Origin of the sequence: Microbacterium ginsengisoli (assembly GCF_000956535.1) — a bacterium.
GTDB lineage: Bacteria > Actinomycetota > Actinomycetes > Actinomycetales > Microbacteriaceae > Microbacterium > Microbacterium ginsengisoli.
On the sequence record NZ_JYIY01000071.1, the window covers coordinates 28,966 to 51,520 of the forward strand.

Here is a 22,555-nt window from a genome sequence, read left to right on the forward strand (position 1 = left end):
GCAGCGGGATGGGGTGATATACACGGACTGTCGGTACTGGGGAAGAAGTATCGGCGTCATGCGCGAGCAGCTGTCGGAGGGCTGGTGCCATGGAGGGGATGAATCGTGTCGAAGATGATGTCAGTGCTTTCGCTGCCGACCTGAGAAGGCTGCGGCTGCATGCCGACAACCCGACCCTGACGCGTCTGCAGCACACGTCGGGGGTGTCCAAGAGCGTGCTCTCGGAGGCCCTCGCGGGTCGGCATCTGCCGTCGGTGCGCACCGTCGACGCGCTCGTGCGCGCGCTCGGTGACGGCGATCACCGCGACGACTGGATCAGCCGCCGCGACGAGCTTGCGGAGCAGCGGATGCCGACGCTCGAGCATCCGAGCGGGCCGATCCCCAGGGGCGCGGCGCCGATCGCGAACGATCTGCAGCGCAGCGTCACCGCGAAAGCCACGGTCGCGATCGCCGGTGTCGCACTGATCGCGGGCGTGGCGCTCGGGTCGTGGTCGACCGCGTGGATCCTGTCGCTGCGCTGATCAGCGCGGACCGGGCGCCCCGTTGTCACGCAGCCAGCCGGCCTCGCCGGCGAGGGCGGCACTGAACGCGGTCGCGGGGGCCGCGAGCACGTCGGCTGTGGCGGCGAGCTGAACGATATGGCCTGCCTCGAGCACGCACAGCCGCGCCGCGAGCGCGACCGCGTCGGCGACATGGTGCGTGGCGAGCACCGTGGTGGTCGCCGGCAGCGACGCGATGGCGGCGCGTACATCCTGCGCGGTGAGCGGGTCGAGCGAGGTGGACGGCTCGTCGAGCAGCAGCACGTCGGGCTCCGTGACGATCGCGCGGGCGAGGGCGACCCGCTGCCGCTGACCGCCGGACAAGGCGTCGGGACGACGGGATGCCGCGGCCCCCACACCGAGCCGGTCGAGCCAGTCCTGCGCGCGTGCACGCGCGACCGACCGGGGCACCCCGCGCGCCCGTGGCCCGAATGCGACGTTGTCGAGGGCGCTGAGGTGCGGGAACAGGTGGGGGTCCTGCGAGAGAAGCACCATGCGACGCCGCGCCGGGGGCACCGTGCGCGCGGGCGTTGACAGCTCGCGCCCGCCCACCGCGATGCGGCCGTCGTCCAGCGGCACGAGACCGGCGAGGGCGCCCAGCAGGGTCGACTTGCCCGCACCGCTCGGCCCCATGACCGCGATCGTCTCGCCGGGTGCGACGGCGAGGGCCGCGTCGAGGGCGAAGCCGTCGCGGCGCACGACGACCCGGGCGTCGAGCGAGGAGGTCATCGCACGCTCCCGAACCGCCACGCCCGCACGGCGACGAGCACCGCGATCGAGGTGACGAGCAGCAGCAGCGATAGCGCGACGGCCGTGGAGGTGTCGACGCCGGCCCCGTTGAACGCGGTGTAGATCGCGAGCGGCATGGTCTGCGTCACTCCCGGTGCGTTGCCCGCGAACAGCGCCGTCGCACCGAACTCGCCCATCGCCCGCGCGAAGCACAGGACCGTGCCGGCGACCAGCCCCGGGGCGGCGAGCGGAAGGGTGACACGCCGCAGCACGGTCCAAGGTCCGGCGCCGAGCGATGCGGCCGCGACCTCATACCCCGATCCTCGGGCGCGCAGCGCACCCTCGAGGGACAGCACGAGGAACGGCAGCGCGACGAACACCTGCGCGATCACGACAGCGGTCGTCGTGAACGGAAGTCGCACGCCGATGCCCGCGAGCAGGATGCCGCCCCATCCGTTCCGTCCGAACAGATACAGCAGCGCCACGCCGCCCACCATCGGCGGCAGCACGAGCGGCACGGTCACGGCCGCACGCAGCACCGCGGCGAGGCGCGGGCCCGACCGGGCGATGAGCAGTGCGAGCGGAGCACCGAGCACGAGGCATCCGAGGGTCGCGACGACCGCTGTCGACAGCGAGAGCCCCAGCGCCGACAGCGCGTCGGGCGACGTGATGTCCGCCGGGAGCGTCGCCCAGTCCACCCGAGCGACCAGCGCGGCGAGCGGCACGACGAGAAGCGCCAGCCCGAGCACGGCCGGCACCACGAGCACCCGCGGAAGTGTGCGGGTGCCGTGCGCGCCGGCGCGGCGTCGGATCACGGGGCTCCGAAGCCGTAGCTCTGCAGGATCTGCTCACCCGCCGCGCTCGTCACGAACGCCGTGAAGGCGGCCGCCGCGGTCGGATTCGGGGCGCCGGCGAGGGCGGCGATCGGGTACTCGTTGACGACCTGGTCGGCTCCGGCGGGGACGATGGCGGTCACACCGCTCGCCCCGCGCACGTCGGTCGCGTAGACGAGGCCGGCGTCGGCCGCACCGGATGACACCTTCGTGAGCACGGCGGTGACGTTCTGCTCCTGGCTGACAGGGGTCACGGAGACGCCCTGGTTCTTCAGCAGGGTCTGGGACGCCGAGCCGCACGGCACGGCCGGCGCGCACAGCACGACCGGCACCCCCGGGCGCGCGAGGTCGGCGAGGGTCGCGATGCGCGCGGGATTCGCCGAGGGAACCGCGATCACGAGCGTGTTGGTCGCGAAGTTCTGCGGGGAGGAGGCGAGTTTCGCGTCCGTGACCTTCGTCATGTTCTTGGTGTCCGCCGACGCGAACACGTCGACGGGCGCGCCCTCGACGATCTGGGTGGCGAGCGTCGACGAGCCGTCGTAGACGATCGGCTTGACCGTGACCTGCGGATACTCGGCCTCGAACGCCGTCGCGACAGCCTGGAAGGCGTTGCGCAGTGATGCGGCCGCGTAGATCGTGAGGTCACCGCTGGGGGCGGCGGCGACCGACGAGCTCGCCGACGGGGTCGCCGAGCTCGATGCGTCGCTCGCGCACGCCGTGGCGCCGAGCAGGACGGATGCCGCGGCGACCGCGGCAAGGATGAGGCGACGGGCGTTCATGGGCAGCTGCTCCTCGGGTGCGAGTGGGGTCTCAGGGCTTCGGGGTCTCGACGATGACGGTCGTGGCTTTCACGATCGCGACGGCGAGCGAGCCCGGTTCGAGTGCGAGGTCGCGTGCGGCTTCGGCTGACATGAGGGAGACCACGCGGTGCGGTCCCGCCTGAATGTCGACCTGCGCCATGATGCCGTCGATCTCGACGCGCGTGACGAGCCCCGAGAAGCGGTTGCGGGCGCTCGAGAGCCCCTCCGCAGGATCGGCGGGCTGTCGCCGGCGCTCGACGACGAACTCCGCGAGCGCGGCGCCGTCGATCTCGATGGGCGTGGCGTCGGTGGCTGCGAGAAGCCCGTGGTCGATCCAGCGGCGAACCGTGTCGTCGCTCACGCCGAGCAGGCGCGCGGCCTGGGCGATCTTGTAGGAGGGCACGAGAGCGATCGTATCCGCATCTGCGGCGCGATCCGGACGAGGTGATCGCACCTGCGGATTCCAGATCTCCTCTGTCTCCGCGGGGCTAGCCTGTGGACATGCCCTTCGCGCCCCTCGTCGACCCCGTCGAGGACCTTCCCGCCGACGAACGGGTGCGCACAGCCCGCCACCGGGTCATGTTCGACTTCGGGGATGCCGCCCAGCGCCGGCTCGCGGCCGCGCACGTCGCCGTGGTGGGTGCCGGCGGGCTGGGGTCGGCGGTGATCCTCGCGCTGGCCGCGGCCGGCGTCGGCACGCTCACCGTCATCGATGACGACGACGTCGACCTCTCCAACCTGCAGCGCCAGGTGCTGCACCGTCGCGGAGATGTCGGTGCGCCCAAGGTCGACAGCGCGGTGCGTGCCGCCGCCGACCTGTCCGCGACCCGGGTGATCGCCCGGCGCGCACGTCTCGACACGCGCAACGCCGCCGATCTGCTCGCCGGCGCGCACGTGATCGTCGACGGCAGCGACACGTTCGACACGCGACGCGCGGTGGCCGCGGCATCCGAGTCCGCGGGCCTCCCCCTCGTGTGGGGCACCGTGCAGGAATTCGCCGGCCAGGCCACCGTGTTCTGGTCGAGGCCGAGCGCAGGCACGCCGATCGTGCTCGACGACCTGTACCCCGCGGCATCCGTCGGCACACTCCCGTCGTGCGCGGAAGTGGGCGTCTTCGGCCCGCTCTGCCTGCAGATCGGCGCCGTGCTGGCCACCGAGACCGTGAAGCTCGTCACCGGCGTCGGCGAGCCGCTCCTCGGCCGGGTGCTGCTCGTCGACGCGCTGCGCGGCACCCAGCGCGAGGTGCCGCTGCGACCCGCACGGGTGAGCGCATGAGCGGCATGCGTGAGGTCGAGGAGCATCTCGCGGCGATCCTCGCGGCCGTGACCCCCACCGGAGACGAGCGTGTCACTCCCGCCGACGCGCAGGGCCGGGTGCTGCGCGCGGCGGTCGTCGCGCGACTCGACATCCCCGCGTTCGACAACTCGGCGATGGACGGGTTCGCCGTGCGAGCCGACGATGTCGCGTCCCCTCCGGTCACGCTGCGCGTCATCGCCGACCTGCCCGCCGGTTCGGCGCTCGATCCGTCGTTCGGTGCCGGCGAGGCCGTGCGCATCATGACCGGCGCGCCGGTGCCGACGGCGGCCGATGCGATCGTGCCGTTCGAGGACACCGTAGGCGGGCTCGCCGACTCGTTCGGGGAGATCACCGTGACGGCCCCGGCGCGACAGGGCGCATTCGTGCGGCGCCGCGGTGTCGACGTGCGGGTGGGTGACGAGGTCGTTCCCTCGGGAGCCGTGCTCGGCCCCCTGCAGCTGGGCGCCGCGACCGCGGCGGGAGTAACGGACCTCGTGGTCGCGCGACGCCCGCGGGTGGCGATCGTCTCGACCGGCGACGAACTGGTCATGGCGGGTCAGACGCCGGGGCCGGGACGGCTCCCCGACTCGAACGGGGTGCAGCTCGCCGCACTCGCGCTCGAGGCCGGCGCCGAGGTCGCCTTCCGCGCCGTCGTTCCCGATGACGACGCCGCCTTCCTCGCGGCGATAGCCGGCGCGGTGTCGGCGCGCGCCGACCTGATCGTCACGAGCGGCGGCATCAGCGCGGGGGCGTTCGAAGTCGTGAAGACGGCGCTCGCGGCGCCCGACAGCGGCATCGAGTTCGTGCGGGTGCGCATGCAGCCGGGGAAGCCGCAGGCCTTCGGGCGTCTGGCCGCGGGACCGCTGCTGTTCGGGCTGCCGGGCAACCCCGTGTCATCCGCTCTCTCGTTCGAGGTGTTCGTTCGGCCCGCGATCCGGGCGATGGCCGGGGCGCGAGACCTCGCACGGCCGCTGCTGAGGCTCGCGGCGGCGTCCGGGTGGCGAACCCCACCGGGACGCCGCCAGTACCTGCCGGCCGTGATCGACCGCAGCGACCCGGCCGCGTGGACCGTCGCTCCGGCGACGGCGGGCGGGTCGGGATCGCACCTGGCGGGAGGCCTCGCACGCGCCGAGGCGTACGCGATCGTGCCGGCCGACATGGACGAGGTCTCCGCCGGCGACCTGCTCGATGTCATGCTGCTCGGCTGAGCGCTCGACCTCGCCGACGCCGGCCGCCCACGTGGCGGTGCCATGCTGGTGACATGAGCTTCACGCACCTCGACGACGCCGGCCACGCGCGCATGGTCGACGTGACCGCCAAGTCGCCCACCGTGCGCGCGGCGACCGCCCGCGGCTTCGTGCGCTGCGCCCCCGAGGTGGTCGCCGCCCTGCGCGACGGCGCCGTACCCAAGGGCGACGTGCTCGCCGTCGCCCGCATCGCGGGCATCCAGGGCGCGAAGCGCACCCCGGAGCTGCTCCCCCTCGCCCACGTCATCGGTGTGCACGGCGCGGTCGTCGACCTCGACATCGTCGACGGCGGGGTCGAGATCGTCGCCACGGTGCGCACCGCTGATCGCACCGGCGTCGAGATGGAGGCCCTCACCGCCGTCTCGGTCGCCGCCCTCGCGATCGTCGACATGGTGAAGGGGCTCGACAGGGCGACGTCGATCGAGAACGTGCGCATCGTCGCGAAGGAGGGCGGCCGGTCGGGCGCGTGGGTGCGTCCCGGTGAGCTGGACGCGGATGCCGCGGGGAGCCCCCGCGCGTGAGCGTCACCGTGCGCTACTTCGCCGCCGCCGAAGAGATCGCCGGGACTCCGGCCGAGCAGCGCGGCGCCGCGACCGTCGGTGAGCTGCGCGCGCAGCTGCTGGCCGCCCACCCGGGCTTCGACGGCGTCCTCCCGCGGTGCGCGCTGCTCGTCGACGGCGCACGCGTCGATGACGAGCACCTGTTGACGGGCTCCGAGACCATCGACGTGCTGCCGCCGTTCGCGGGCGGCTGAGCGGGAGGCTGCGCCGCGGGCCGGCGTCAGCCCCCGAGCCCCTTCCACAGCGACTCCCCGTCGCTGGTGAGCTGCTTCTTCCATACCGGCAGCTCGAGCTTGATCTGCTCGATCACCTCGCGGCAGACGTCGAACGCCGCCGCCCGGTGCGGCGCCGAGACCGCGATGATGACGGCATCCTCGCCGACCGCGAGCCGACCGATCCGGTGGCTGACCGCGACCCGCGCGACGGTTCCCGCCGCCGCCCGCTCGGCGATCGCGGCGAGTACCGTCTCGGCGTCGGGGTGGGCGGTGTACTCCAGGGCGACGACGGATGCCGCGGCATCCGGATCATGGTCGCGCACCCGACCGATGAAGGTCGTCACGGCGCCACACGCCGGGTCGTCGACGGCGTCGATGTGCTGGGACAGGTCGAGGGACGCGGCGCTGATGCGCGCGAGCACGCACGCGGGCGCGGACGCCGATGCGGCGCTCAATGGTCGCGCCCATCGACCTGGTCGATCACATGACGGGCGATCTCGAGCACGAAGGCGACACCGGCCGAGACGGCGTTCGGAGACCCCGGCAGGTTCACGATGAGCGCACCGCCCGCCAGTCCCGCGACACCCCGCGACAGCGCAGCCGACGGCTTGTCGATCGCCGACCGCCTGCGGATCTCCTCGGCGATGCCGGGAATCTCGGTCTCGAGGATGAACCGCGTCCCCTCGGGGGTCTGGTCGCGCGGACCGATGCCCGTGCCGCCGTTGGTGATGATGAGCCGCACGCCGCTGCCGACCAGGGTGACGAGCGCGCGAGCGACGGAGTCCTTGCCGTCGGCGACGATCATCGCCTCTTCGCACGCCCACCCGGTGCCTCGGAGCGCCTGCACCGCGATGGGACCGGAGGTGTCGGGTCGCTCACCTGAGGCGGAACGGTCCGACACCGTCAGCACGGCCGCCCGGAAGCTCATGGACCCAGGGTACCGCCGCATCATCGAGTGGTCTCGGCCTCGGCGGCGGCAGTGATGCGATTCGCCATGCCCCGGAAGATGGCGCCGTGGAACGGCAGCACCGACAGCCAGTAGAGGCGGCCCGACAGGCCCTGCGGGAAGAACACCGCCCGCTGCGTGTACCGCGCGCCGTCGCCATCGGGAGCGCAGCCGAGCTCGAGCCAGGCGAGCCCCGGCACCCGCATCTCGGCGCGCAGGCGCAGCATCCGCCCGGGCTCGACCTTCTCGACGCGCCAGAAGTCGACGACGTCGCCCTCGACGACCCGGGAGGTGCTGCGGCGGCCCCGCGCGAGGCCGACACCGCCGGCGAGCTTGTCCATCCAGCCGCGCGCCGCCCACAGCAGCGGCGACGAATACCAGCCGTTCGCGCCGCCGATGCCCTCGATCACCGACCACAGCGCCTCCGGTCGCGCCCGTGTCCGGGCCTCGCGACGATCGGTGTAGACGGTGCGACCGGCCCATTCCGGGTCGCTCGGCAGCGGATCGCTCGGCGCACCCAGCACCTCGGCGTCCTGCCAGCTCGTCTCGACGTCGTCGGCGGCGACCCGTCCGAGGGCGAGCCGCACGGCCCGGCGGTACGGCGTCAGTCCGCCGTCGGGACGAGGGATCACCGCATCGACCCGGTGGTCCTTCATGACGCAGTCGTGCTGCAGCGACTCCACGAGTGGCCGCGCGATCGACCGCGGGATCGGGGTGACGAGATTCACCCAGTGCGAGGCGAGGCCGGGGGTCAGCACGGGAAGCGCGGCGATCGCCCGCTGCGGAAGCCCCGCCTCCACCGCGTACCCGTTCATCATCTGGCCATAGCGCAGCACGTCGGGTCCGCCGATGTCGTACGCGCCGGCGGCCGCGGCATCCGCCCGCGCGGCACCCATGAGGTAGTGCAGCACGTCGCGCACCGCGATCGGCTGGATCTGATTGCGCACCCACCGCGGCGCGGGCATGTACGGCAGCACGTCGGTGAGGTGGCGCACCATCTCGAACGACGCCGAGCCCGACCCGATCACGACGCCCGCCTGCAGCGTGAACGTCGGCACCCCACTGTCCGCGAGGATCTCCCCGACCTCGGTGCGTGAGCGCAGGTGCCGCGACAGCCGGCCGTAGGGGTGCAGTCCCCCGAGATAGACGATGCGACCCACGGATGCCGCCGCCCCCGCCGCGGCGATCGTCGCGGCGGCCCGCCGGTCGAGGTCCTCGAAGTGGGTCCCGGCGCTCATGGAGTGGATGAGGTAGAAGAGCACGTCGACATCGCCGGTCGCGGCGGCCGCGGCATCCGCGTCTTCGGCGGAGCCCGGAACGACCTCGACCTGGCCTCCCCACGGGAGTGCCGCGATGCGGGCGGGGTCGCGCGCGAGCACCCGCACCCGATAGCCGGCCGCGAGCAGCCGCGGCACGAGGCGCCCGCCGATGTACCCGGATGCCCCCAGCACGAGCGCGCGCGGCGCCGTGCCGTCCGGACGGGACTCGGCCCGCAGCAGCGGTTCACGCCCGGTCGGGACTGCACGGGGATCGGGCACGCGAGGAGCACCGTCGTCGGGGGCGGCGGACGATCGGGAAGTCGTCATACGCCGACGCTACGCCGGCCGTGCCACCGGAGGTGGGGGCTTGCGCGACGCGGTCAGGGCGTGAGCTGACCGACCGTACGCGGGCGCACGACGAACCAGAGCGCCGCCACACCGATGACGCCGCACACGACCATCACGCCGGCCATCGTCGTCGCCGTGATCGGCGCACCATGCTCGACGAGTCCCGCGAGCGGCGAGATGAGACCGGCGACGCCGAAGTTCGCGGCGCCCAACAGCGATGCCGCCGTGCCGGCGGCGGCACCGTGGCGATCGAGCGCGAGCACCTGCGTGCTCGGGAAGGTGAATCCGGCAGACGTCATGAAGAAGAACAACGGGATCAGCACGCCCCACAGACCCAGCTGCAGCTGGTCGGCGACGATGATCGCGATGCCCGACAGCACCAGAGCCGCGGTGGAGAACGCGAGCACCCACTGCGGACCGAATCGAGCCGCCAGACGCGACGACACCTGCACCCCGACGACCACACCGATCGAGTTCGACGCGAAGACGAGTCCGTACTCCTGGGCGTTCAGACCGAACCCCTGCTGGAACAGGAACGGCGACGACGACAGGTAGGAGAACAGACCCGAGAACGCCATCGCCCCGATGATGAGCACACCGATGACGACGCGGTCTCCGAGCACGCGACGGTAGCGGGCGATGACGGCCCGCCCACCGGGCACGTTGCGGCGCGCGGCCGGGAGCGTCTCGGGGATGATCAGCACCGTGCACACGAGCATCACGAGCCCGTAGGCGGCCAGCACGACGAAGATGCCGCGCCACGGCATCACGGTCAACAGCGCCGATCCCACGAGCGGGGCGAGCACGGGCGCGGTGCCCGACACCAGCGCAAGTCGGCTCAACATCATGACGAGCCGCTTGCCGCCGAAAAGGTCACGGACGACCGCCATCGCGACGACGCCACCGGCGGCAGCGCCCATGCCCATGAACACCCGCGAGATGCCGAGCAGGACCAGATCGGGGGCGATCGCCGCGGCGATGCTCGCGAGCACGTGCAGGGCCGTCACCACGATCAGGGGGATGCGGCGGCCGAACCTGTCGCTCAGCGGGCCGACCAGAAGCTGGCCCAGCCCGAAGCCCAGCATGGTGCCGGTGAGCGTGAGCTGGATGGCTGCCGCCGTCGTCTGGAAGTCGGCCTCGAGCACCGGGAACGCCGGCAGGTAGAGGTCGATCGTGAACGGGCCGAGCGCGGTGAGAGCGCCGAGGATGATGACGTAGAGCGCGCGTCGACGCACCGGGATGGCATCGCCGGGATGCAGCATGATCGGCGCGGTCGCGGGGTTGGCGCCGAGCGTTCGGATGGCGCCGGTGGACGAGGGTACGCGGGGCGTGGACCCGGTGGTGGGGACGACGGGGTTCGGGGCGGTGTTGAGCACGTGGGGATCTTCGTGTTCGCGGGCGGAAGGCCGGGGCCGACGGCGAGGGCCTGCTCGGCCGGGACGTCACGCGTCGCGTTCGTCAGGTGGGGAAACCATGATCGAATCGATTCGGCTGAGAGTTCAAGGATAGCAACTCCCGCGCGTCCCGCAACGGCAGAACGGGGGCGATCCGCTCGGATCGCCCCCGTTCACTGCGTATCTGCCTCAGGCGGCGAGGTCCTTCGCCCGCTGTCCGCGCACGACGAGCGCGTATCCCGTGATGCCGACGATCAGCGCTAGCACGGCGATGCCGAGCATCAGGATGCCGAAGCCGTCCTGATAGGCGCTCACCGCGGCCTGGAACACCGCGGCATCCGGCTTCGCCCCACCCTTGGCGTAGGTGCCGACAGCCGTCAGCGCGTCGGTGATCTGCGAGCTGGACTGACCGCTCGCCCCCAGCCGCGAGACGATGCCGCCGATCGTGAGCTGCGTGACGGCGACCGTCGAGATCGCCGTGCCGAGCGAGTAGAACAGCTGCCCGAAGGCGGTGCGCGAGCTCGTGACCGGTCCGTAGAACTCCGCCGGCGCCTCGCCGAGGATCAGCGTTCCGTAAGGCAGCGCCGCCGCGGTGGCTCCCAGCGCGATGAGGATGCCGGCGGGCACGAAGGCGAGCGGGCTCGTCGCGTCGCGCACGAGCGCGGCGGCGATGAATCCGGCGGCCGCGAAGATGCCGCCGAGGAGGATCGACAGCTGGCTGCTCATCCCGCGGGTCATCAGGCGGCCCAGCACGATCGCACCCACGATCGAGGTGAGCGTGATCGGCAGCTGCCAGATCGCCACCTCGCTGGGGGCCATTCCGAGCACGTACTGCCAGAAGTTCGTCAGCTGCAGGAACGATGCGGCGACGCCGAAGTTGAAGATGAAGCCCGCGCACAGGGCGGCGAGGAACAGGGGCCGACGGAAGAGCGAGACCGGGAAGAACGGGTTGCGCACCCGCGACTGCTGGAAGACGAACGACAGCAGCAGCAGCACGCCGAGCGCCATGATCGCCCAGGTGAGCGGACTGGTCAGCGAGGTCGCGAGCTGCGAGACGCCGTAGAGGAAGACGACCATGCCTGCCACGATCAGCACCTGACCCCATACGTCGCGCGACTCGGTGACCGACGGGGGCGTGTTCGGCAGCAGCGCGAACGCGGCGATGATGCTCAGCGCCGAGAGCACCGGCACGAGCACGAACGCGAGGCGCCAGTCGATGCCGGCGAGGATGCCGCCGCTGAAGGTGAACAGCACGGCCGAGGCGCCCGAGACCGCCGCGAACGTCGCGACGGCGGCAGGAAGTTTTCCGGGCGCGGCGAGCACCTGGATGAATGCGAACGCGGCGGCATAGACCGCGCCCAGTCCGATGCCGGTGATGGCCTGGCCGAGGATGTAAACGAGGGCCGTCGGCGCCGCGGCGACGACGAGCTGGCCGATGATGCCGGTCACGAGCGCGATGACGAGCATGCGGCGACGGCCGATGCGGTCGGCGAGCAGTCCGGTGGTGATCACGGATGCCGCGATCGCCAGGGTCTGCACAGAGGCGGCGAGGGCCTGATCGCCGCCGACCATGTCGAGCCCACGGCTCGCTCCGACGAGCGCGGTGCTGGCGATGTTCGGGGCGGATCCCTGTACGGCGGCGAGGACGCCGAGGAAGGGGATCGCGAGGCGCGAGGCGGTGCGGGCGGCCGTGGGTACGGTCGAGGTGGTCATGGGCGGGCTCTTTCTGTGGAGGGGAGGTGCGGGGTCAGGACGGGAAGGCGGGCGTGCCGTCGAGGTAGGTCTCGTGCACGGCGATATCGGCCCAGCCGCCCGGGTCGCTGGTCCACGGATTGCGGTCGACCACGGCGAAGTCGGCGCGGTTGCCGACGGCGAGCGAGCCGCGGTCGTCGGCATGGATCTGCCAGGCCGCGTGGGTCGTGATTGCGGCGAGCGCCTGCTCGGGCGTCGCGCATTCCTGCGGCGCGAGCACCGTGCCGTCCGCCTCGAGCTGGCGCAGCACCGCGGTGCGCGCGGCATGCAGCGGCTGGACCCGGGTCACGTTGTAGTCGGAGTGCAGGCTCGGACGCAGTCCGAAGCGATAGGCGGAGGCGAGCCGATCCAGACGCTCGGCGCGCTCGGGGCCGAGGATCGTGTCGCGGAACGCGGCTCCCCAGTAGTAGACGTGGTCCATCAGGAAGCTCGGCGAGATGCCGGCCGCGGCCATGCGGGCGAGCTGGTCGTTCGTCGTCACCGACGCGTGCTCGAACCGGTGGCGGAGCGTGCGGTCGGTGCCGGGGAACAGCTGCTCGGCGGCGGTGAGCGCGAACTCCACGGCGGCGTCCCCGTTGGTGTGGATCATCAGCTGCCACCCGTCGTCGAGACCCGCCCTCATGACATCGCGAAGGCTTTCGGGGGTCCAGTTGGCGTGGCCACCGTTGTTCTCGCCGAGGTACGGCTGCAGGAAGTAGCCGGAACGGCCCTGGTTCGACCCGTCCGCGACGAGCTTCCAGGCGTCGGCGCGCACCATGTCGTCGCCGCTGAACGGTGTCACTCCGGCCTCGCGCCACGCGGCCGCGACGGCTGCGGGGGTGTCGTATCCGGCCAGGATGGAGAACTGCGCGGTCGAGACGCGGGTCGGCAGTCGACCCGCGCCGTTGATCTGATGCAGCAGCGCGATCTCGCTGACACCGGCGATCGTGCCGGTCATGGCCTCGCGCATCGAGGTCACGCCCTGGGAGGCGAACTCGGTGAGGATCTGGCGGATGCCGCGTTCGATGCCCGCCGCATCCGGGCGCGGCAGGTTGCCGAGCAGCAGCGCGACCGCCGGAGACTCGCCGACGACGCCGGTGAGGCGCCCGTCGATGCGCTGCAGCGTGCCGCCGACGGGCTCCGGGGTCTGATCGGTGATTCCGGCCGCGGCGAACGCAGCGCTGTTGGCGTACGCGAAGTGCATCGACGCGTTGAGCACCACGACGGGCCGGTCGGATGCCACGCGGTCGAGGATGTCCCTGGTCAGCACCGGCTCTCCGGGGTAGAGGCTCGGGTCGAAGAGCTTCGCGAGCAGGTACTCGCCGGGCGCGGTGCGGGCCGCGGCATCCTTCAGCGTCGCGACGACGTCGTCGAACTCGGGGCACGCGACGTGCGAGACGTCGGTCCAGTCGAGCGTCATGAGCGAGGCCCAGATGTGCGCGTGGGGCTCGATCAGGCCGGGGATGACGACTCCCTCGGGGGCGATCGTGCGGGTATCGGGGCCGGTGAGGCCGTCGACCTCGGAGCGGCTGCCGATGCCGATGATGCGCCCGCCCGAGACGGCGATGGCCTCGGCGCGGGGGGCTGCGGGGTCACCCGTGGCGATCTCGCCGACGATGAGCAGGTCGGCGACGGAGCCGGCGCGGCGGGCGTCGCCGTAGCCGGCGGGGGTGAGGGTCTGACCAGCGGTCGCGATGGCGGGAGCGAGGTGGGCGCGGGTGGTCGGCGGGGCTGCGCAGCAGGCTTCGGACATGATGTGCCTTTCGATGGTCGACGAACGGATGTCGCGGGTCGGTGTCAGGAGACGAGGTGGTGGACGACCTGGGCTGCTTCGTTCGCGGCCAGGATCGCGAACAGAACGGTCATCATGACGGCGTTGTGCGCGATCATCTCCGCCTTGACGCGCTGCAGGGCGCCGATGACGCGGTCGGAGGTGCTGAGGGCGATCAGGGCGGGGACGATCAGCGCGAGCGAGCCGATGATCGCGACGACGACGCACAGCAGGATCGTGATCGGCAGCGAGCTGTGCGCATCGCCGATGAGCGCGCCGCCCTTGAGCGCGAGCGGGATGTTCTTGGTGTTGGTGATGGCCATCACGAACCCGAGTCCCGCGGCGCTGAGGGGAGTGACGTTGTCGATGGCGGCCAGCCATGAGGGCGCCTTCGCGGTCTGGCCGGGCTTCGGGCGCCCGATCCAGCTGAGCACCGCGAAGAGCGCGAAGCCGATGGTGATGATGATCGCGAAGACGAACGAGACGGTCGAGCTGCTTCCCGACGTGGAGGACGAGGAGCTGTTCGCGGAGAAGACGGCGCCGAGAGCGAGGAACACGAGCGAGACGATCGTGAACGTCGTCGTGTAGATCGGCGCGGCGGCCCGGCCGCGGGGCGCCAGCACGATGGCGACGATCGCCACGATAGGCAGCGGCGAGATCATCATGCCGACAGCGAGGGGGATGAGGTTCTGCAGCTCGTTCACGTGCGGGTTCCGTTCGATTCGCGTCGCCCGGAGGATCTCCCCGGTGCGTCTGCGATGACGGTACGTGCCCGGTTTCGGGCGTCAGGGCGGATGTTCGGCTGACACGACGCACGAAGCGCTCACGCGCGCGCGACGCCCCTTTTCGGGCGACCTTGCGCGGTTCTGGGTCGGTCGTGACCGGTCAGCAGCCGGCTGCGCGGGGATTCTCGACGCAGGTCTGGCCGACCAGCGCGGTGCGCGCCTCGAGCACCTGGATCGGCGCGGTCGTTGCCTCCGGAGTCACGAGACCGTCGACCGGGATCCAGGTGACGCCGTCGAAGGATGCCTCGGCCGCGTAAGACGTCTCGAGGGTGATCGTGTACTCGCCGCGGGCGCCGTAGACGTGACTCGTGGCCGTCGGCGTGAACTGCGGAACGCCGAGGGCCGCCCACGTCGAGCCGGCCGACACGGTGGTGCGGGAAGAACCGTCGCCGTACGTGAACAGGTGCCGGGCCGGTGTGAAACGCACCTGCGCCGGCACGTCGAAAAGTGTGCCCGCGACGACATGGGGACGCGTGCCGGTCAGAATGTTCGCGGGGAGCCCGACGATCCCCACCCCGGTCGGCTCACTCGCCAGCTCGCTCGGGTCGGGCCGGAACGACGCGATATCCGCCGCCGTCACAGTCGGCAAGCCCGGGTCCGCGGGCGCTACGGGGTCGAGACACATCGCCAGACCGCAGTCCACCTGATTCGACAGATCACCGACCCGGCGAATCGGAGTCTCATTCGCGTAGTTCACCGGACCCAGCGCCGATCGATCATCCGACTGCGCACGACTCGGAACCCACGTCGAGCCAGCATCGCCCGACTCGCCACGCTGCTCCACGAGATCCACCTGCGTGCCCGAGTTCTTGACCGTGGACCGGTTGGCACCGAACGAGCCCACCCCAGCACTGTCGCCGTCTGCAGCAGCCCCGCTGAGGATCGCTGCTGCCACCATGACTGCGGCGAGTCTCAGCACGACTGTTCGCTCGTCCACGCACCGACGCGGCTCACGTAAAACGTTGACGATGACGATGACGGCTGGAGCGAGACTTGGAGCGCTTGAACCCCGATCCGATCCGCATCAACGATCGAATCGCCGGTTGACGTCACAAGGTCAGTGGCTGATACGTCGTAACAGACTCCGAGATCAACACGACCGTTCGAGTGGTCGACCGGCGTCACGCTGCGAACGACGTTCGCACCAATGAAAGTGATCCCGTCCGCGTGGAGCTGGCTGAAGTCGCGTCGGTCTATCTCGTTGAGCTCCCCGGTCGTCAGTGCGAACACGGGCTCGAACGTCGCAGGGTCAGCGAGATCCACCCGGTTCAACGCGTCCACATACGCCCGGTACGTCGCCTCCGCGGCGGCGTACGCCTCCGCCTCGCTCAACGCCGTCGGCGTCGGGGTGGGGGACGGCGCGGGGGCGCCGCATCCACTCATCACGGTCGCCGTCACGACGGCGACCAGCGCGAGAACGATGCGACGAGAAGCCTTCGACATGCGGCCCAAAGTAGACGAGTTCACCCCCGCGACCAGGGGTTATCCACAATCCACGCCGGATCACGGAAGAACGACGGGCCGGTGGAGAAGGAGGTGAGCTTCGAGTCAGCAGCCGGCTGCGCGGGGATTCTCGACGCAGGTCTGGCCGACCAGCGCGGTGCGCGCCTCGAGCACCTGGATCGGCGCGGTCGTTGCCTCCGGAGTCACGAGACCGTCGACCGGGATCCAGGTGACGCCGTCGAAGGTTGCCTCGGCCGCGTAAGACGTCTCGAGGGTGATCGTGTACTCGCCGCGGGCGCCGTAGACGTGGCTCGTGGCCGTCGGCGTGAACTGCGGAACGCCGAGGGCCGCCCACGTCGAGCCGGCCGACACGGTGGTGCGGGAAGAACCGTCGCCGTACGTGAACAGGTGCCGGGCCGGTGTGAAACGCACCTGCGCCGGCACGTCGAAAAGGGTGCCCGCGACGACATGGGCACGCGTGCCGGTCAGAATGTTCGCGGGGAGCCCGACGATCCCCACCCCGGTCGGCTCACTCGCCAGCTCGCTCGGGTCGGGCCGGAACGACGCGATATCCGCGGCGGTCACCGCCGGCACGCCCGGATCGACCGGCTGAGCAGGGTCCAGACACATCGCCAGCCCGCAGTCCACCTGGTTCGAGAGGTCGCCCACCCTCTGCACCGGCGTCGCGTTCGTGTAGTTCACCGGGCCCAGGCCCGACCGATCATCAGACTGCGAGTGGCGAGGCACCCACGTCGACCCCGCATCGCCCGACGGCGCGCGCTGCTCGACGAGGTCGACCTTGGTGCCGGAGTTCGCGACACACGGCCCTGTCCAGGCGCCCGCTCCGCAGTTCTGCCCTTGAACGCCAGAAGCTGTGAGACCGGCAGCAACGACGACTGAGATCGCGAGTGTCAGAGCTAGCACTTCACGCCTGATTCGTCGGGTCCGAAGGAAGTGATCAGAGCTCGAGTAGCTCCGGAGGAGAGGGGCGCAGCTCTTAAGCGCATCTGCTGGATGTCCGGGCGGTCCGGACTTACGACACTGTTCCCCGACTCGTCCACGACGTGCACTTGTGAGACGTCCTGACACACGGCAAGCTCGACAACTCCGGTCGAACTATCAAACCGACGGTCGACTATCGACTGAACGCGAGTGTTACCGGATACCGAGTAGGCGCGGGCGTGCATGTCGGAAAAGGTCTTTCGGTCCGCGGCAAGCGCTTCACCGGTCGTCAACGCGAACACGGGCTCGAATGTCGTGGGATCGGAGAGGTCCACACGGTTCAACGCGTCGACATACGCCCGATACGTCGCCTCCGCCGCGGCATAGGCCTCCGCCTCACTCAACGCCGTCGGCGTCGGGGTGGGCGCGGGGGCGCCGCATCCGCTCATCACGACCGCGGTGAGCGCGGCGATCAACGCGATAGCGGTGCGACGGGGAGCCTGCGACATGCGCCCCAAGGTAGACGAGTACACCGGCATGACCAGGGGTTATCCACAGTCGGCGACCGTCGACGCGCGAACGACGGGCCGGTGGAGGGAACCCCTCCACCGGCCCGTCGTTCCGTGCGGTCGAGTCAGCCCTTCGTGGATCCGGCGAGAAGGCCGCGCACGAAGAAGCGCTGCAGCGCGAAGAACACGATCAGCGGAACGATGATCGAGATGAACGCACCGGCGGACTGCAGGAACCACTTCGAGCCCCACGAGCCGGATAGCGAGTTCAATGTCTGTGTCAATGGCAGCGAACTCGATGGAGCGAAGATCGTCGCGACGAGCAGGTCGTTCCAGACCCAGAGGAACTGGAAGATCGCGAACGAGGCGATCGCCGGCATCGCGAGGGGCAGGATCATCCGGAAGAAGATCTGGCCGTGCCCGGCGCCATCGACGCGCGCCGCCTCGATGAGCTCCGCCGGGATCTCCGCGATGAAGTTGTGCAGCAGGAAGATCGCCAGCGGCAGGCCGAAGATCGCGTGCGCGATCCACACCGTCGCGAAGCTGTGGTCGACATCCCTCAGCTCGAAACCGGGGAACACCGCCACTCCCCCGATCTCGAGACCCCGTGAGAACAGGCTCAGCAGCGGCACGAGCGCCATCTGGATCGGCACGATCTGCAGCGCGAAGACGAACACGAACAGGATGTTGCGGCCCTTGAAGTCGATCCAGGCGAACGCGTACGCGGCGAGCGAGGCGACTGCGATCGGAATGACCGTGGCGGGGATCGTGATCGCGAGCGAGTTGATGAACGACTGCCCGAGGGTCAGCGCCGTACCGCCCGAGGTGAGCGCCTCGAAGTAGTTGTCGAGGGTGAAGCTCGGGTTGACGAAGACCGTCCACCACCCTGTCGACTGGCTGTCGGCCCCGGGGCGGAACGAGGTGACGAACAGGCCGAACGTCGGGATCGTCCACAGGATCGCGATGAGGATCGCGATGAGAGTGGCTCGCTTCGAGGTCAGCTTCTTCTGCGCCAGGTTCTCGTTGCGGCGGGTCTCTCGCGCCGTGCGGCGGGCCGCACGGGCGTCGAATGCGGGCTGGGCGTCGATGACGGCCATCAGCGCACCTCCTTCTGCTTGCGCAGCTGTCGCGCGTTGTAGATGATCAGCGGCAGCACGATGAGGAACAGCACGACGGCGAGCGCCGACGAGTGCCCGTAGCTCTGGAACCGCTGCTGCTGGTTCACCATCTCGAAACCGAGCACCGTCGAGTCCGATCGACCGCCGGTCATCACCGCCACGATGTCGTACACCTTCAGTGCGGCGATCGTCAGGGTCGTGAGCACGACGACCAGCGACGAGCGGATTCCGGGCACCGTCACGTTGATGAACCGCTGCCACGCGTTCGTGCCGTCGAGCTGCGCAGCCTCGAGCTGCTCGGTCGGCACGGCCTTGATCGCGGCGGAGAGCACGACCATGGCGAACCCGGTCTGCGTCCAGATGAACACGATGAGCAGGCAGATCGTGTTGACCAGTGGCGCCGTGTCGAGCCAGGGCACCGGCTGACCCCCGAGCCCGGTGATGATCGCGTTCAGCAGGCCGATCTGGTCGCCCTGCCGATAGTCGTAGATGAACTTCCAGATGATGCCGGCACCCACGAACGAGATCGCCATCGGCATGAACACGAGCACCTTGAGGATCTTCTCGCCGCGTGCACGGTCGATGAAGGCGGCGTACGCGAGGCCGAGCGCCGTCGAGACGACCGGTGTGACGAGAGCCCAGATGAGGGTGTTGATGACCGACCAGAAGCCTTCCGGGTTCGTGAAGGTCCAGATGTAGTTGTCGAGCCCGACGAACGACTTGCCCGTCTTGTCGAAGAACGACTGGTAGATCGTGCTGATCGCCGGGTAGATCAGGCCGAGCAGAAGCAGAAGCGCTGCCGGCGTGAGGAAGATGATCAGCTGGAACAGGTAGCCCGCGCCTTCGCGAGCCCGGTAGTCCGCGAAGAACAGGAGGGCGCCGAGGCCGAGGGCGATACCCACGACCCAGAGCACGGCGTTCTGGTACGGACGCAGCAGCATGAAGGCGATCACCGGCAGAACGAAGCACGCGGCCAGTCGCAGCCAGAAGTATCCGCGCCCCGCACGGGGGGCGTACTCGATGAGCAGCAGGATGACGCCGACCACCGCGAGCGCGACGGCGAGCATGATCGGGATCTGCAGCAGCGGATTCAGGTTGCCGATCCACTGGAAGAAGCTGTTGAGCGAGAAGCCGAGCGTCGTCGGTCGGGCGTTCTCGACGTGGGGTCCTGTCACCAGCAGGACGAAAAACGCGACCACCGCCACGGCGGCGATGATCGCGATGATGGTGGCGACGCGACGCGTACTGCCCGCGCGGGGCGTCTGCGTGTTCGCGGTCATCGGATGCGACGACATCGTCTCTCCCTCGATTCAGGGCGGAAACCGCGCCGTGAGGGGACCGCTCCGAAGAGCGACCCCCTCACGGGCGGCCTGCCGCCGTCAGGCGATCAGTTGTTGTAGCCGGCCTGGATGTCGCTGAGCACCTGGTCGGTCGGCTTGCCGTCGATCCAGCTGACCATGCCCTTCCAGAAGGAGCCCGAACCCACCGTGGCGGGCATCAGGTCCGACGCGTCGAAACGCACGACCGTGTTCTGGTCCTGCAGCGTCTTCATGGCGTCGGTGAGGAACGCGCTCGAGGCGAGGCTCGGGTCGGCGCCCTTGTTGGCCGAGATCACGCCGCCGAGCTTGACGCGGGCGTTCGCGAAGTCGGGGCTCGACATGTACTCGAGAACCTTCTGCACGGCCGCCGAGTCGCTGAACGACGCGACGAACTCGCCGCCGGCCTCGACCGACTGCGCACCCTCCGTGATGCCGGGGAGGATGAACGCGTAGACGTCACCGTCGGGGGCGACCTTCGGGGTCTGACCCGAGGCGGTCTTCACGTCGAGGAAGTTCGACGAGAGGAACGACGCCTGGTGCGTCATCGCGCAGCTGCCGTCGGCGACCTTGGCGGCGACGTCGGCGAACGCGGTCGAGTTGATGCTCTTCACATCTCCGAAGCCGGCGTTGACGTACTGGGGGTTCAGGAGGATCTGACCCACCGCGTCGAACGCGCTCTTGATCGGGGCATCCGTGAACTTCACCGTGCCGGCGACCCACTGGTCGTAGACGTCGGGGCCGGACTGACGCAGGACGAGGTCCTCGATCCAGTCGGTGCCGGGCCAGCCCGACGCGTCACCCGAGGCGAAGCCGGCGCACCAGGGAGCCTGGCCGGTCTTCTGCTGGATGGTCTTGGTCAGGGTGAGCAGGTCGTCCCAGGTCTTGGGGACGGAGACGCCCCACTCCTTGAACTTCGCCGGCGAGTACCAGACGTAGCCCTTGACGTTGGCGAGCATGGGCGCGGCGTAGAACGTGCCGTCGACCGTGCCATACGTCTTCCAGTCCTTCGACCAGTACTTGTCGACGTTGGCCGAGACGGTGTCCGACGCCTTCTTGACGTCGCCCGTGCCGACCAGGGTCTTCAGCAGACCCGGCTGGGGCACAATGGCGATGTCGGGCGCCGAGCCACCGGTCACCTTGGTGACGATGTTTCCCTCGAAGCTCTTGTCGCCGGTGTACTCGACCTTGATGCCGGTGTCGGCGGTGAACTGCGTGAAGGACTGGTTCAGCAGGTCGGCCTCCGACCCGGTGATCCCGCCCGAGATCTTGACGGTCTGACCCGACAGATCGCTGGAGCTGCTGCTGGGGCTGCCCTCGGCGCACCCGACCAGACCGAGCCCGAGGGCTCCGATCAGTGCGACCGGCGCTAGGACGTGGCGCCGCTGCAGTGTTGCCATGTGATTCCTCCTCCTTGAGTGCACGGAATTCTTCCGTCTCACATACCGATTCCCCCGGAACCGGTTCCACAGCACCGTATTCGAAGTTCACGCGATCCACAACCAGCGCCGGTCACGAATCCATAAACCCCACTATTCGTGCGGTGATTCCAGGTTCTGGTGCTCATATCGCGCCGATTTCCCCTTTGTGAATCGCCGTCCCATGTGGAACCGGTTCCCTAAAGTTTCTGTGATCATCTAGACTGCGACGGAAAGTCCCGCGACCACCGGTCGCACGAACCCGTCGACGATGAAGGGATCGAGAGTGAGCGGCATCGCCGACGTCGCCCGCCTGGCCGGGGTCTCCAAGTCCACTGCGAGCCGCGCGCTCAGCGGGGGCGGCTATGTCTCCGAGGAGACGCGCAAGAAGGTGACGGATGCCGCCACCACTCTGGGCTACGTGGCATCCGCCAACGCCGCCGGCCTCGCAACGGGTCGCACGCGCACGATCGCCGTCATCGTGCCGAGGGTCAACCGGTGGTATTTCGGCTCGATGATCGAGGGCATCACCCGCGCGCTCATCCCGGCCGGATACGACCTGACGCTCTACGTCGCTGAGCCCGCGTCTCAGGATCGCGAGAGCATGTACCGCTTCTTCCTGGCCCGGAAGCGATTCGACGGCGTGCTCGCGGTGGCACTCGAACCCGACGACGACGACATCGAGAAGCTGATCGGCATCGGCAAGCCGACCCTGTGCGTGGGCAACGGGCTCAACGGAATTCCGACGATCGGCATCGACAACATCGCGATCGGGCGGATGATCACGCAGCACCTGATCACGCTCGGCCACCGCGAGATCGCCTTCCTCGGGGTGACGCCCTACGACTCCCCCCGCGCACGCGATGTCGCGGACCGGTGCATCGGCTACGAGCAGGCGATGAGACAGGCCGGGCTCGAGGCATCCATGCGCTCGACGCCCTCGACCCTCACCGTGACGGACGGCTACGCGGCCGCCGTGCCGCTGCTGGCCGACATGGAGTCGCGCCCCACGGCGATCGTCGCGGCGTGCGACGAGATCGCGATCGGTGCGATCATCGCGGCGCGCCGACTGGGCGTGCCCGTGCCGGGCCAGCTGAGCGTCGTCGGCGTCGACGGCCACGACTACGCCGAGATGTTCGGACTCACCACGATCGTGCAGCACCCCGAGGAGCTCGGCGAGCTCGCCGCGCGCACCCTGCTCTCGCTCATCGACGGCGACACGGACGTGCCCGACCGGCTGCAACTGCCGACGCGGCTCGTGGTGCGATCCTCGACGACGGCGCCCGCGACCTCCGGCGCCTGAGCGCAGACGACGCTGCCCGCCCCCGGCGAACCGGGGACGGGCAGCGCGATGGC

General features: G+C 70.0%; 24 protein-coding genes. 6 read left to right on the plus strand and 18 right to left on the minus strand.

The window, feature by feature from the left end; all coding sequences use genetic code 11:
- The first annotated feature begins 98 nt into the window (after window positions 1-98).
- A complete protein-coding gene (locus tag RR49_RS06720) occupies window positions 99-521 on the plus strand; it encodes a helix-turn-helix domain-containing protein (RefSeq protein ID WP_137877593.1) in 423 nt (140 codons plus the stop codon).
- Here the strand turns inward: RR49_RS06720 and RR49_RS06725 are convergent, their stop codons facing one another.
- Genes RR49_RS06725 through RR49_RS06740 form a run of 4 tightly spaced genes read right to left on the minus strand, consistent with a single transcriptional unit; the run spans window position 522 to window position 3,304 of the window.
- Window positions 522-1,268 (minus strand): ABC transporter ATP-binding protein, encoded by a 747-nt coding sequence (locus tag RR49_RS06725; protein ID WP_048809127.1) that lies wholly within the window; start codon window positions 1,266-1,268, stop codon window positions 522-524.
- On the minus strand, window positions 1,265-2,083 hold the full coding sequence (locus RR49_RS06730) for an ABC transporter permease (protein ID WP_048809128.1): 819 nt from the start codon (window positions 2,081-2,083) through the stop codon (window positions 1,265-1,267). The genes RR49_RS06725 and RR49_RS06730 overlap by 4 nt, the downstream gene beginning before the upstream one ends.
- A complete protein-coding gene (modA, locus tag RR49_RS06735) occupies window positions 2,080-2,880 on the minus strand; it encodes a molybdate ABC transporter substrate-binding protein (RefSeq protein ID WP_045247304.1) in 801 nt (266 codons plus the stop codon). Before modA ends, RR49_RS06730 begins: the two co-directional genes overlap by 4 nt.
- Window positions 2,881-2,911: 31 nt before the next feature.
- Window positions 2,912-3,304: a TOBE domain-containing protein gene (locus RR49_RS06740; RefSeq protein WP_045247305.1), complete on the minus strand. Its 393-nt coding sequence runs from the start codon at window positions 3,302-3,304 to the stop codon at window positions 2,912-2,914.
- A gap of 98 nt (window positions 3,305-3,402) precedes the next feature.
- On the opposite strand from RR49_RS06740, the gene RR49_RS06745 reads away from it, so the two are divergent.
- From RR49_RS06745 to RR49_RS06760, 4 genes are read left to right on the plus strand one after another with little or no spacing between them, the layout of a single operon-like run.
- On the plus strand, window positions 3,403-4,176 hold the full coding sequence (locus RR49_RS06745; protein ID WP_045247348.1) for a HesA/MoeB/ThiF family protein: 774 nt from the start codon (window positions 3,403-3,405) through the stop codon (window positions 4,174-4,176).
- On the plus strand, window positions 4,173-5,405 hold the full coding sequence (locus tag RR49_RS06750) for a molybdopterin molybdotransferase MoeA (protein WP_045247306.1): 1,233 nt from the start codon (window positions 4,173-4,175) through the stop codon (window positions 5,403-5,405). The genes RR49_RS06745 and RR49_RS06750 overlap by 4 nt, the downstream gene beginning before the upstream one ends.
- Window positions 5,406-5,458: 53 nt before the next feature.
- Window positions 5,459-5,965, plus strand: a complete 507-nt coding sequence (moaC, locus tag RR49_RS06755) for a cyclic pyranopterin monophosphate synthase MoaC (protein WP_045247307.1) — start codon at window positions 5,459-5,461, stop codon at window positions 5,963-5,965.
- Window positions 5,962-6,198: a MoaD/ThiS family protein gene (locus RR49_RS06760; RefSeq protein WP_045247308.1), complete on the plus strand. Its 237-nt coding sequence runs from the start codon at window positions 5,962-5,964 to the stop codon at window positions 6,196-6,198. The genes moaC and RR49_RS06760 overlap by 4 nt, the downstream gene beginning before the upstream one ends.
- 26 nt (window positions 6,199-6,224) lie before the next feature.
- Here RR49_RS06760 and RR49_RS06765 read toward each other — a convergent pair whose 3' ends face one another.
- The 14 genes from RR49_RS06765 to RR49_RS06830 all read right to left on the minus strand — a co-directional run bounded on the left by RR49_RS06765 (window position 6,225) and on the right by RR49_RS06830 (window position 21,181).
- Entirely contained in the window at window positions 6,225-6,674 is a 450-nt protein-coding gene (locus tag RR49_RS06765) for a molybdenum cofactor biosynthesis protein MoaE (RefSeq protein WP_235557443.1), read from the minus strand.
- Window positions 6,671-7,147: a MogA/MoaB family molybdenum cofactor biosynthesis protein gene (locus tag RR49_RS06770; RefSeq protein WP_045247309.1), complete on the minus strand. Its 477-nt coding sequence runs from the start codon at window positions 7,145-7,147 to the stop codon at window positions 6,671-6,673. Before RR49_RS06770 ends, RR49_RS06765 begins: the two co-directional genes overlap by 4 nt.
- A gap of 20 nt (window positions 7,148-7,167) precedes the next feature.
- The gene (locus tag RR49_RS06775; protein ID WP_084603832.1) at window positions 7,168-8,751 is read right to left on the minus strand and encodes an SDR family oxidoreductase; all 1,584 of its coding nucleotides are present in this window, start codon (window positions 8,749-8,751) and stop codon (window positions 7,168-7,170) included.
- 53 nt (window positions 8,752-8,804) lie between these two features.
- Window positions 8,805-10,148 (minus strand): multidrug effflux MFS transporter, encoded by a 1,344-nt coding sequence (locus RR49_RS06780; protein ID WP_048809130.1) that lies wholly within the window; start codon window positions 10,146-10,148, stop codon window positions 8,805-8,807.
- Between the two features lie 207 nt (window positions 10,149-10,355).
- The gene (locus tag RR49_RS06785; protein ID WP_045247310.1) at window positions 10,356-11,879 is read right to left on the minus strand and encodes an MFS transporter; all 1,524 of its coding nucleotides are present in this window, start codon (window positions 11,877-11,879) and stop codon (window positions 10,356-10,358) included.
- Window positions 11,880-11,913: 34 nt separating this feature from the next.
- A complete protein-coding gene (locus RR49_RS06790; RefSeq protein WP_045247311.1) occupies window positions 11,914-13,650 on the minus strand; it encodes an amidohydrolase in 1,737 nt (578 codons plus the stop codon).
- A 44-nt stretch (window positions 13,651-13,694) separates the two neighbouring features.
- Window positions 13,695-14,372 (minus strand): GAP family protein, encoded by a 678-nt coding sequence (locus tag RR49_RS06795; RefSeq protein ID WP_045247312.1) that lies wholly within the window; start codon window positions 14,370-14,372, stop codon window positions 13,695-13,697.
- Between the two features lie 181 nt (window positions 14,373-14,553).
- Complete coding sequence (locus RR49_RS06800) at window positions 14,554-15,390, minus strand: hypothetical protein (protein ID WP_211255147.1); 837 nt, start codon at window positions 15,388-15,390, stop codon at window positions 14,554-14,556.
- Window positions 15,366-15,896 (minus strand): hypothetical protein, encoded by a 531-nt coding sequence (locus RR49_RS06805; RefSeq protein ID WP_045247352.1) that lies wholly within the window; start codon window positions 15,894-15,896, stop codon window positions 15,366-15,368. Before RR49_RS06805 ends, RR49_RS06800 begins: the two co-directional genes overlap by 25 nt.
- Window positions 15,897-16,001: 105 nt before the next feature.
- Window positions 16,002-16,598 carry a hypothetical protein gene (locus RR49_RS06810; protein ID WP_052672019.1) on the minus strand — a complete coding sequence of 199 codons (597 nt, stop codon included), beginning with the start codon at window positions 16,596-16,598 and terminating at the stop codon, window positions 16,002-16,004.
- 215 nt (window positions 16,599-16,813) lie between these two features.
- Window positions 16,814-17,347, minus strand: a complete 534-nt coding sequence (locus tag RR49_RS06815) for a hypothetical protein (protein WP_048809133.1) — start codon at window positions 17,345-17,347, stop codon at window positions 16,814-16,816.
- Between the two features lie 125 nt (window positions 17,348-17,472).
- Window positions 17,473-18,444, minus strand: coding sequence for a carbohydrate ABC transporter permease (locus RR49_RS06820; protein ID WP_045247314.1), 972 nt, complete (start codon window positions 18,442-18,444; stop codon window positions 17,473-17,475).
- Window positions 18,444-19,760 carry a carbohydrate ABC transporter permease gene (locus RR49_RS06825; protein WP_045247315.1) on the minus strand — a complete coding sequence of 439 codons (1,317 nt, stop codon included), beginning with the start codon at window positions 19,758-19,760 and terminating at the stop codon, window positions 18,444-18,446. Before RR49_RS06825 ends, RR49_RS06820 begins: the two co-directional genes overlap by 1 nt.
- A gap of 92 nt (window positions 19,761-19,852) precedes the next feature.
- Entirely contained in the window at window positions 19,853-21,181 is a 1,329-nt protein-coding gene (locus tag RR49_RS06830; protein ID WP_045247316.1) for an ABC transporter substrate-binding protein, read from the minus strand.
- Between the two features lie 304 nt (window positions 21,182-21,485).
- Here RR49_RS06830 and RR49_RS06835 point away from each other — a divergent pair, with 304 nt between their 5' ends.
- The gene (locus RR49_RS06835) at window positions 21,486-22,502 is read left to right on the plus strand and encodes a LacI family DNA-binding transcriptional regulator (RefSeq protein WP_045247317.1); all 1,017 of its coding nucleotides are present in this window, start codon (window positions 21,486-21,488) and stop codon (window positions 22,500-22,502) included.
- Window positions 22,503-22,555 lie beyond the last annotated feature (53 nt).

Excerpts from the sequence above, each read along its gene's own strand:
- RR49_RS06720 (WP_137877593.1), top strand. The coding sequence starts at position 99 with ATGAATCGTGTCGAAGATGATGTCAGTGCTTTCGCTGCCGACCTGAGA.
- RR49_RS06725 (WP_048809127.1), bottom strand. The coding sequence starts at position 1,268 with ATGACCTCCTCGCTCGACGCCCGGGTCGTCGTGCGCCGCGACGGCTTC.
- modA (WP_045247304.1), bottom strand. The coding sequence starts at position 2,880 with ATGAACGCCCGTCGCCTCATCCTTGCCGCGGTCGCCGCGGCATCCGTC.
- RR49_RS06745 (WP_045247348.1), top strand. The coding sequence starts at position 3,403 with ATGCCCTTCGCGCCCCTCGTCGACCCCGTCGAGGACCTTCCCGCCGAC.
- RR49_RS06750 (WP_045247306.1), top strand. The coding sequence starts at position 4,173 with ATGAGCGGCATGCGTGAGGTCGAGGAGCATCTCGCGGCGATCCTCGCG.
- moaC (WP_045247307.1), top strand. The coding sequence starts at position 5,459 with ATGAGCTTCACGCACCTCGACGACGCCGGCCACGCGCGCATGGTCGAC.
- RR49_RS06770 (WP_045247309.1), bottom strand. The coding sequence starts at position 7,147 with ATGAGCTTCCGGGCGGCCGTGCTGACGGTGTCGGACCGTTCCGCCTCA.
- RR49_RS06775 (WP_084603832.1), bottom strand. The coding sequence starts at position 8,751 with ATGACGACTTCCCGATCGTCCGCCGCCCCCGACGACGGTGCTCCTCGC.
- RR49_RS06785 (WP_045247310.1), bottom strand. The coding sequence starts at position 11,879 with ATGACCACCTCGACCGTACCCACGGCCGCCCGCACCGCCTCGCGCCTC.
- RR49_RS06790 (WP_045247311.1), bottom strand. The coding sequence starts at position 13,650 with ATGTCCGAAGCCTGCTGCGCAGCCCCGCCGACCACCCGCGCCCACCTC.
- RR49_RS06805 (WP_045247352.1), bottom strand. The coding sequence starts at position 15,896 with ATGTCGAAGGCTTCTCGTCGCATCGTTCTCGCGCTGGTCGCCGTCGTG.
- RR49_RS06815 (WP_048809133.1), bottom strand. The coding sequence starts at position 17,347 with ATGTCGCAGGCTCCCCGTCGCACCGCTATCGCGTTGATCGCCGCGCTC.
- RR49_RS06820 (WP_045247314.1), bottom strand. The coding sequence starts at position 18,444 with ATGGCCGTCATCGACGCCCAGCCCGCATTCGACGCCCGTGCGGCCCGC.
- RR49_RS06825 (WP_045247315.1), bottom strand. The coding sequence starts at position 19,760 with ATGTCGTCGCATCCGATGACCGCGAACACGCAGACGCCCCGCGCGGGC.
- RR49_RS06830 (WP_045247316.1), bottom strand. The coding sequence starts at position 21,181 with ATGGCAACACTGCAGCGGCGCCACGTCCTAGCGCCGGTCGCACTGATC.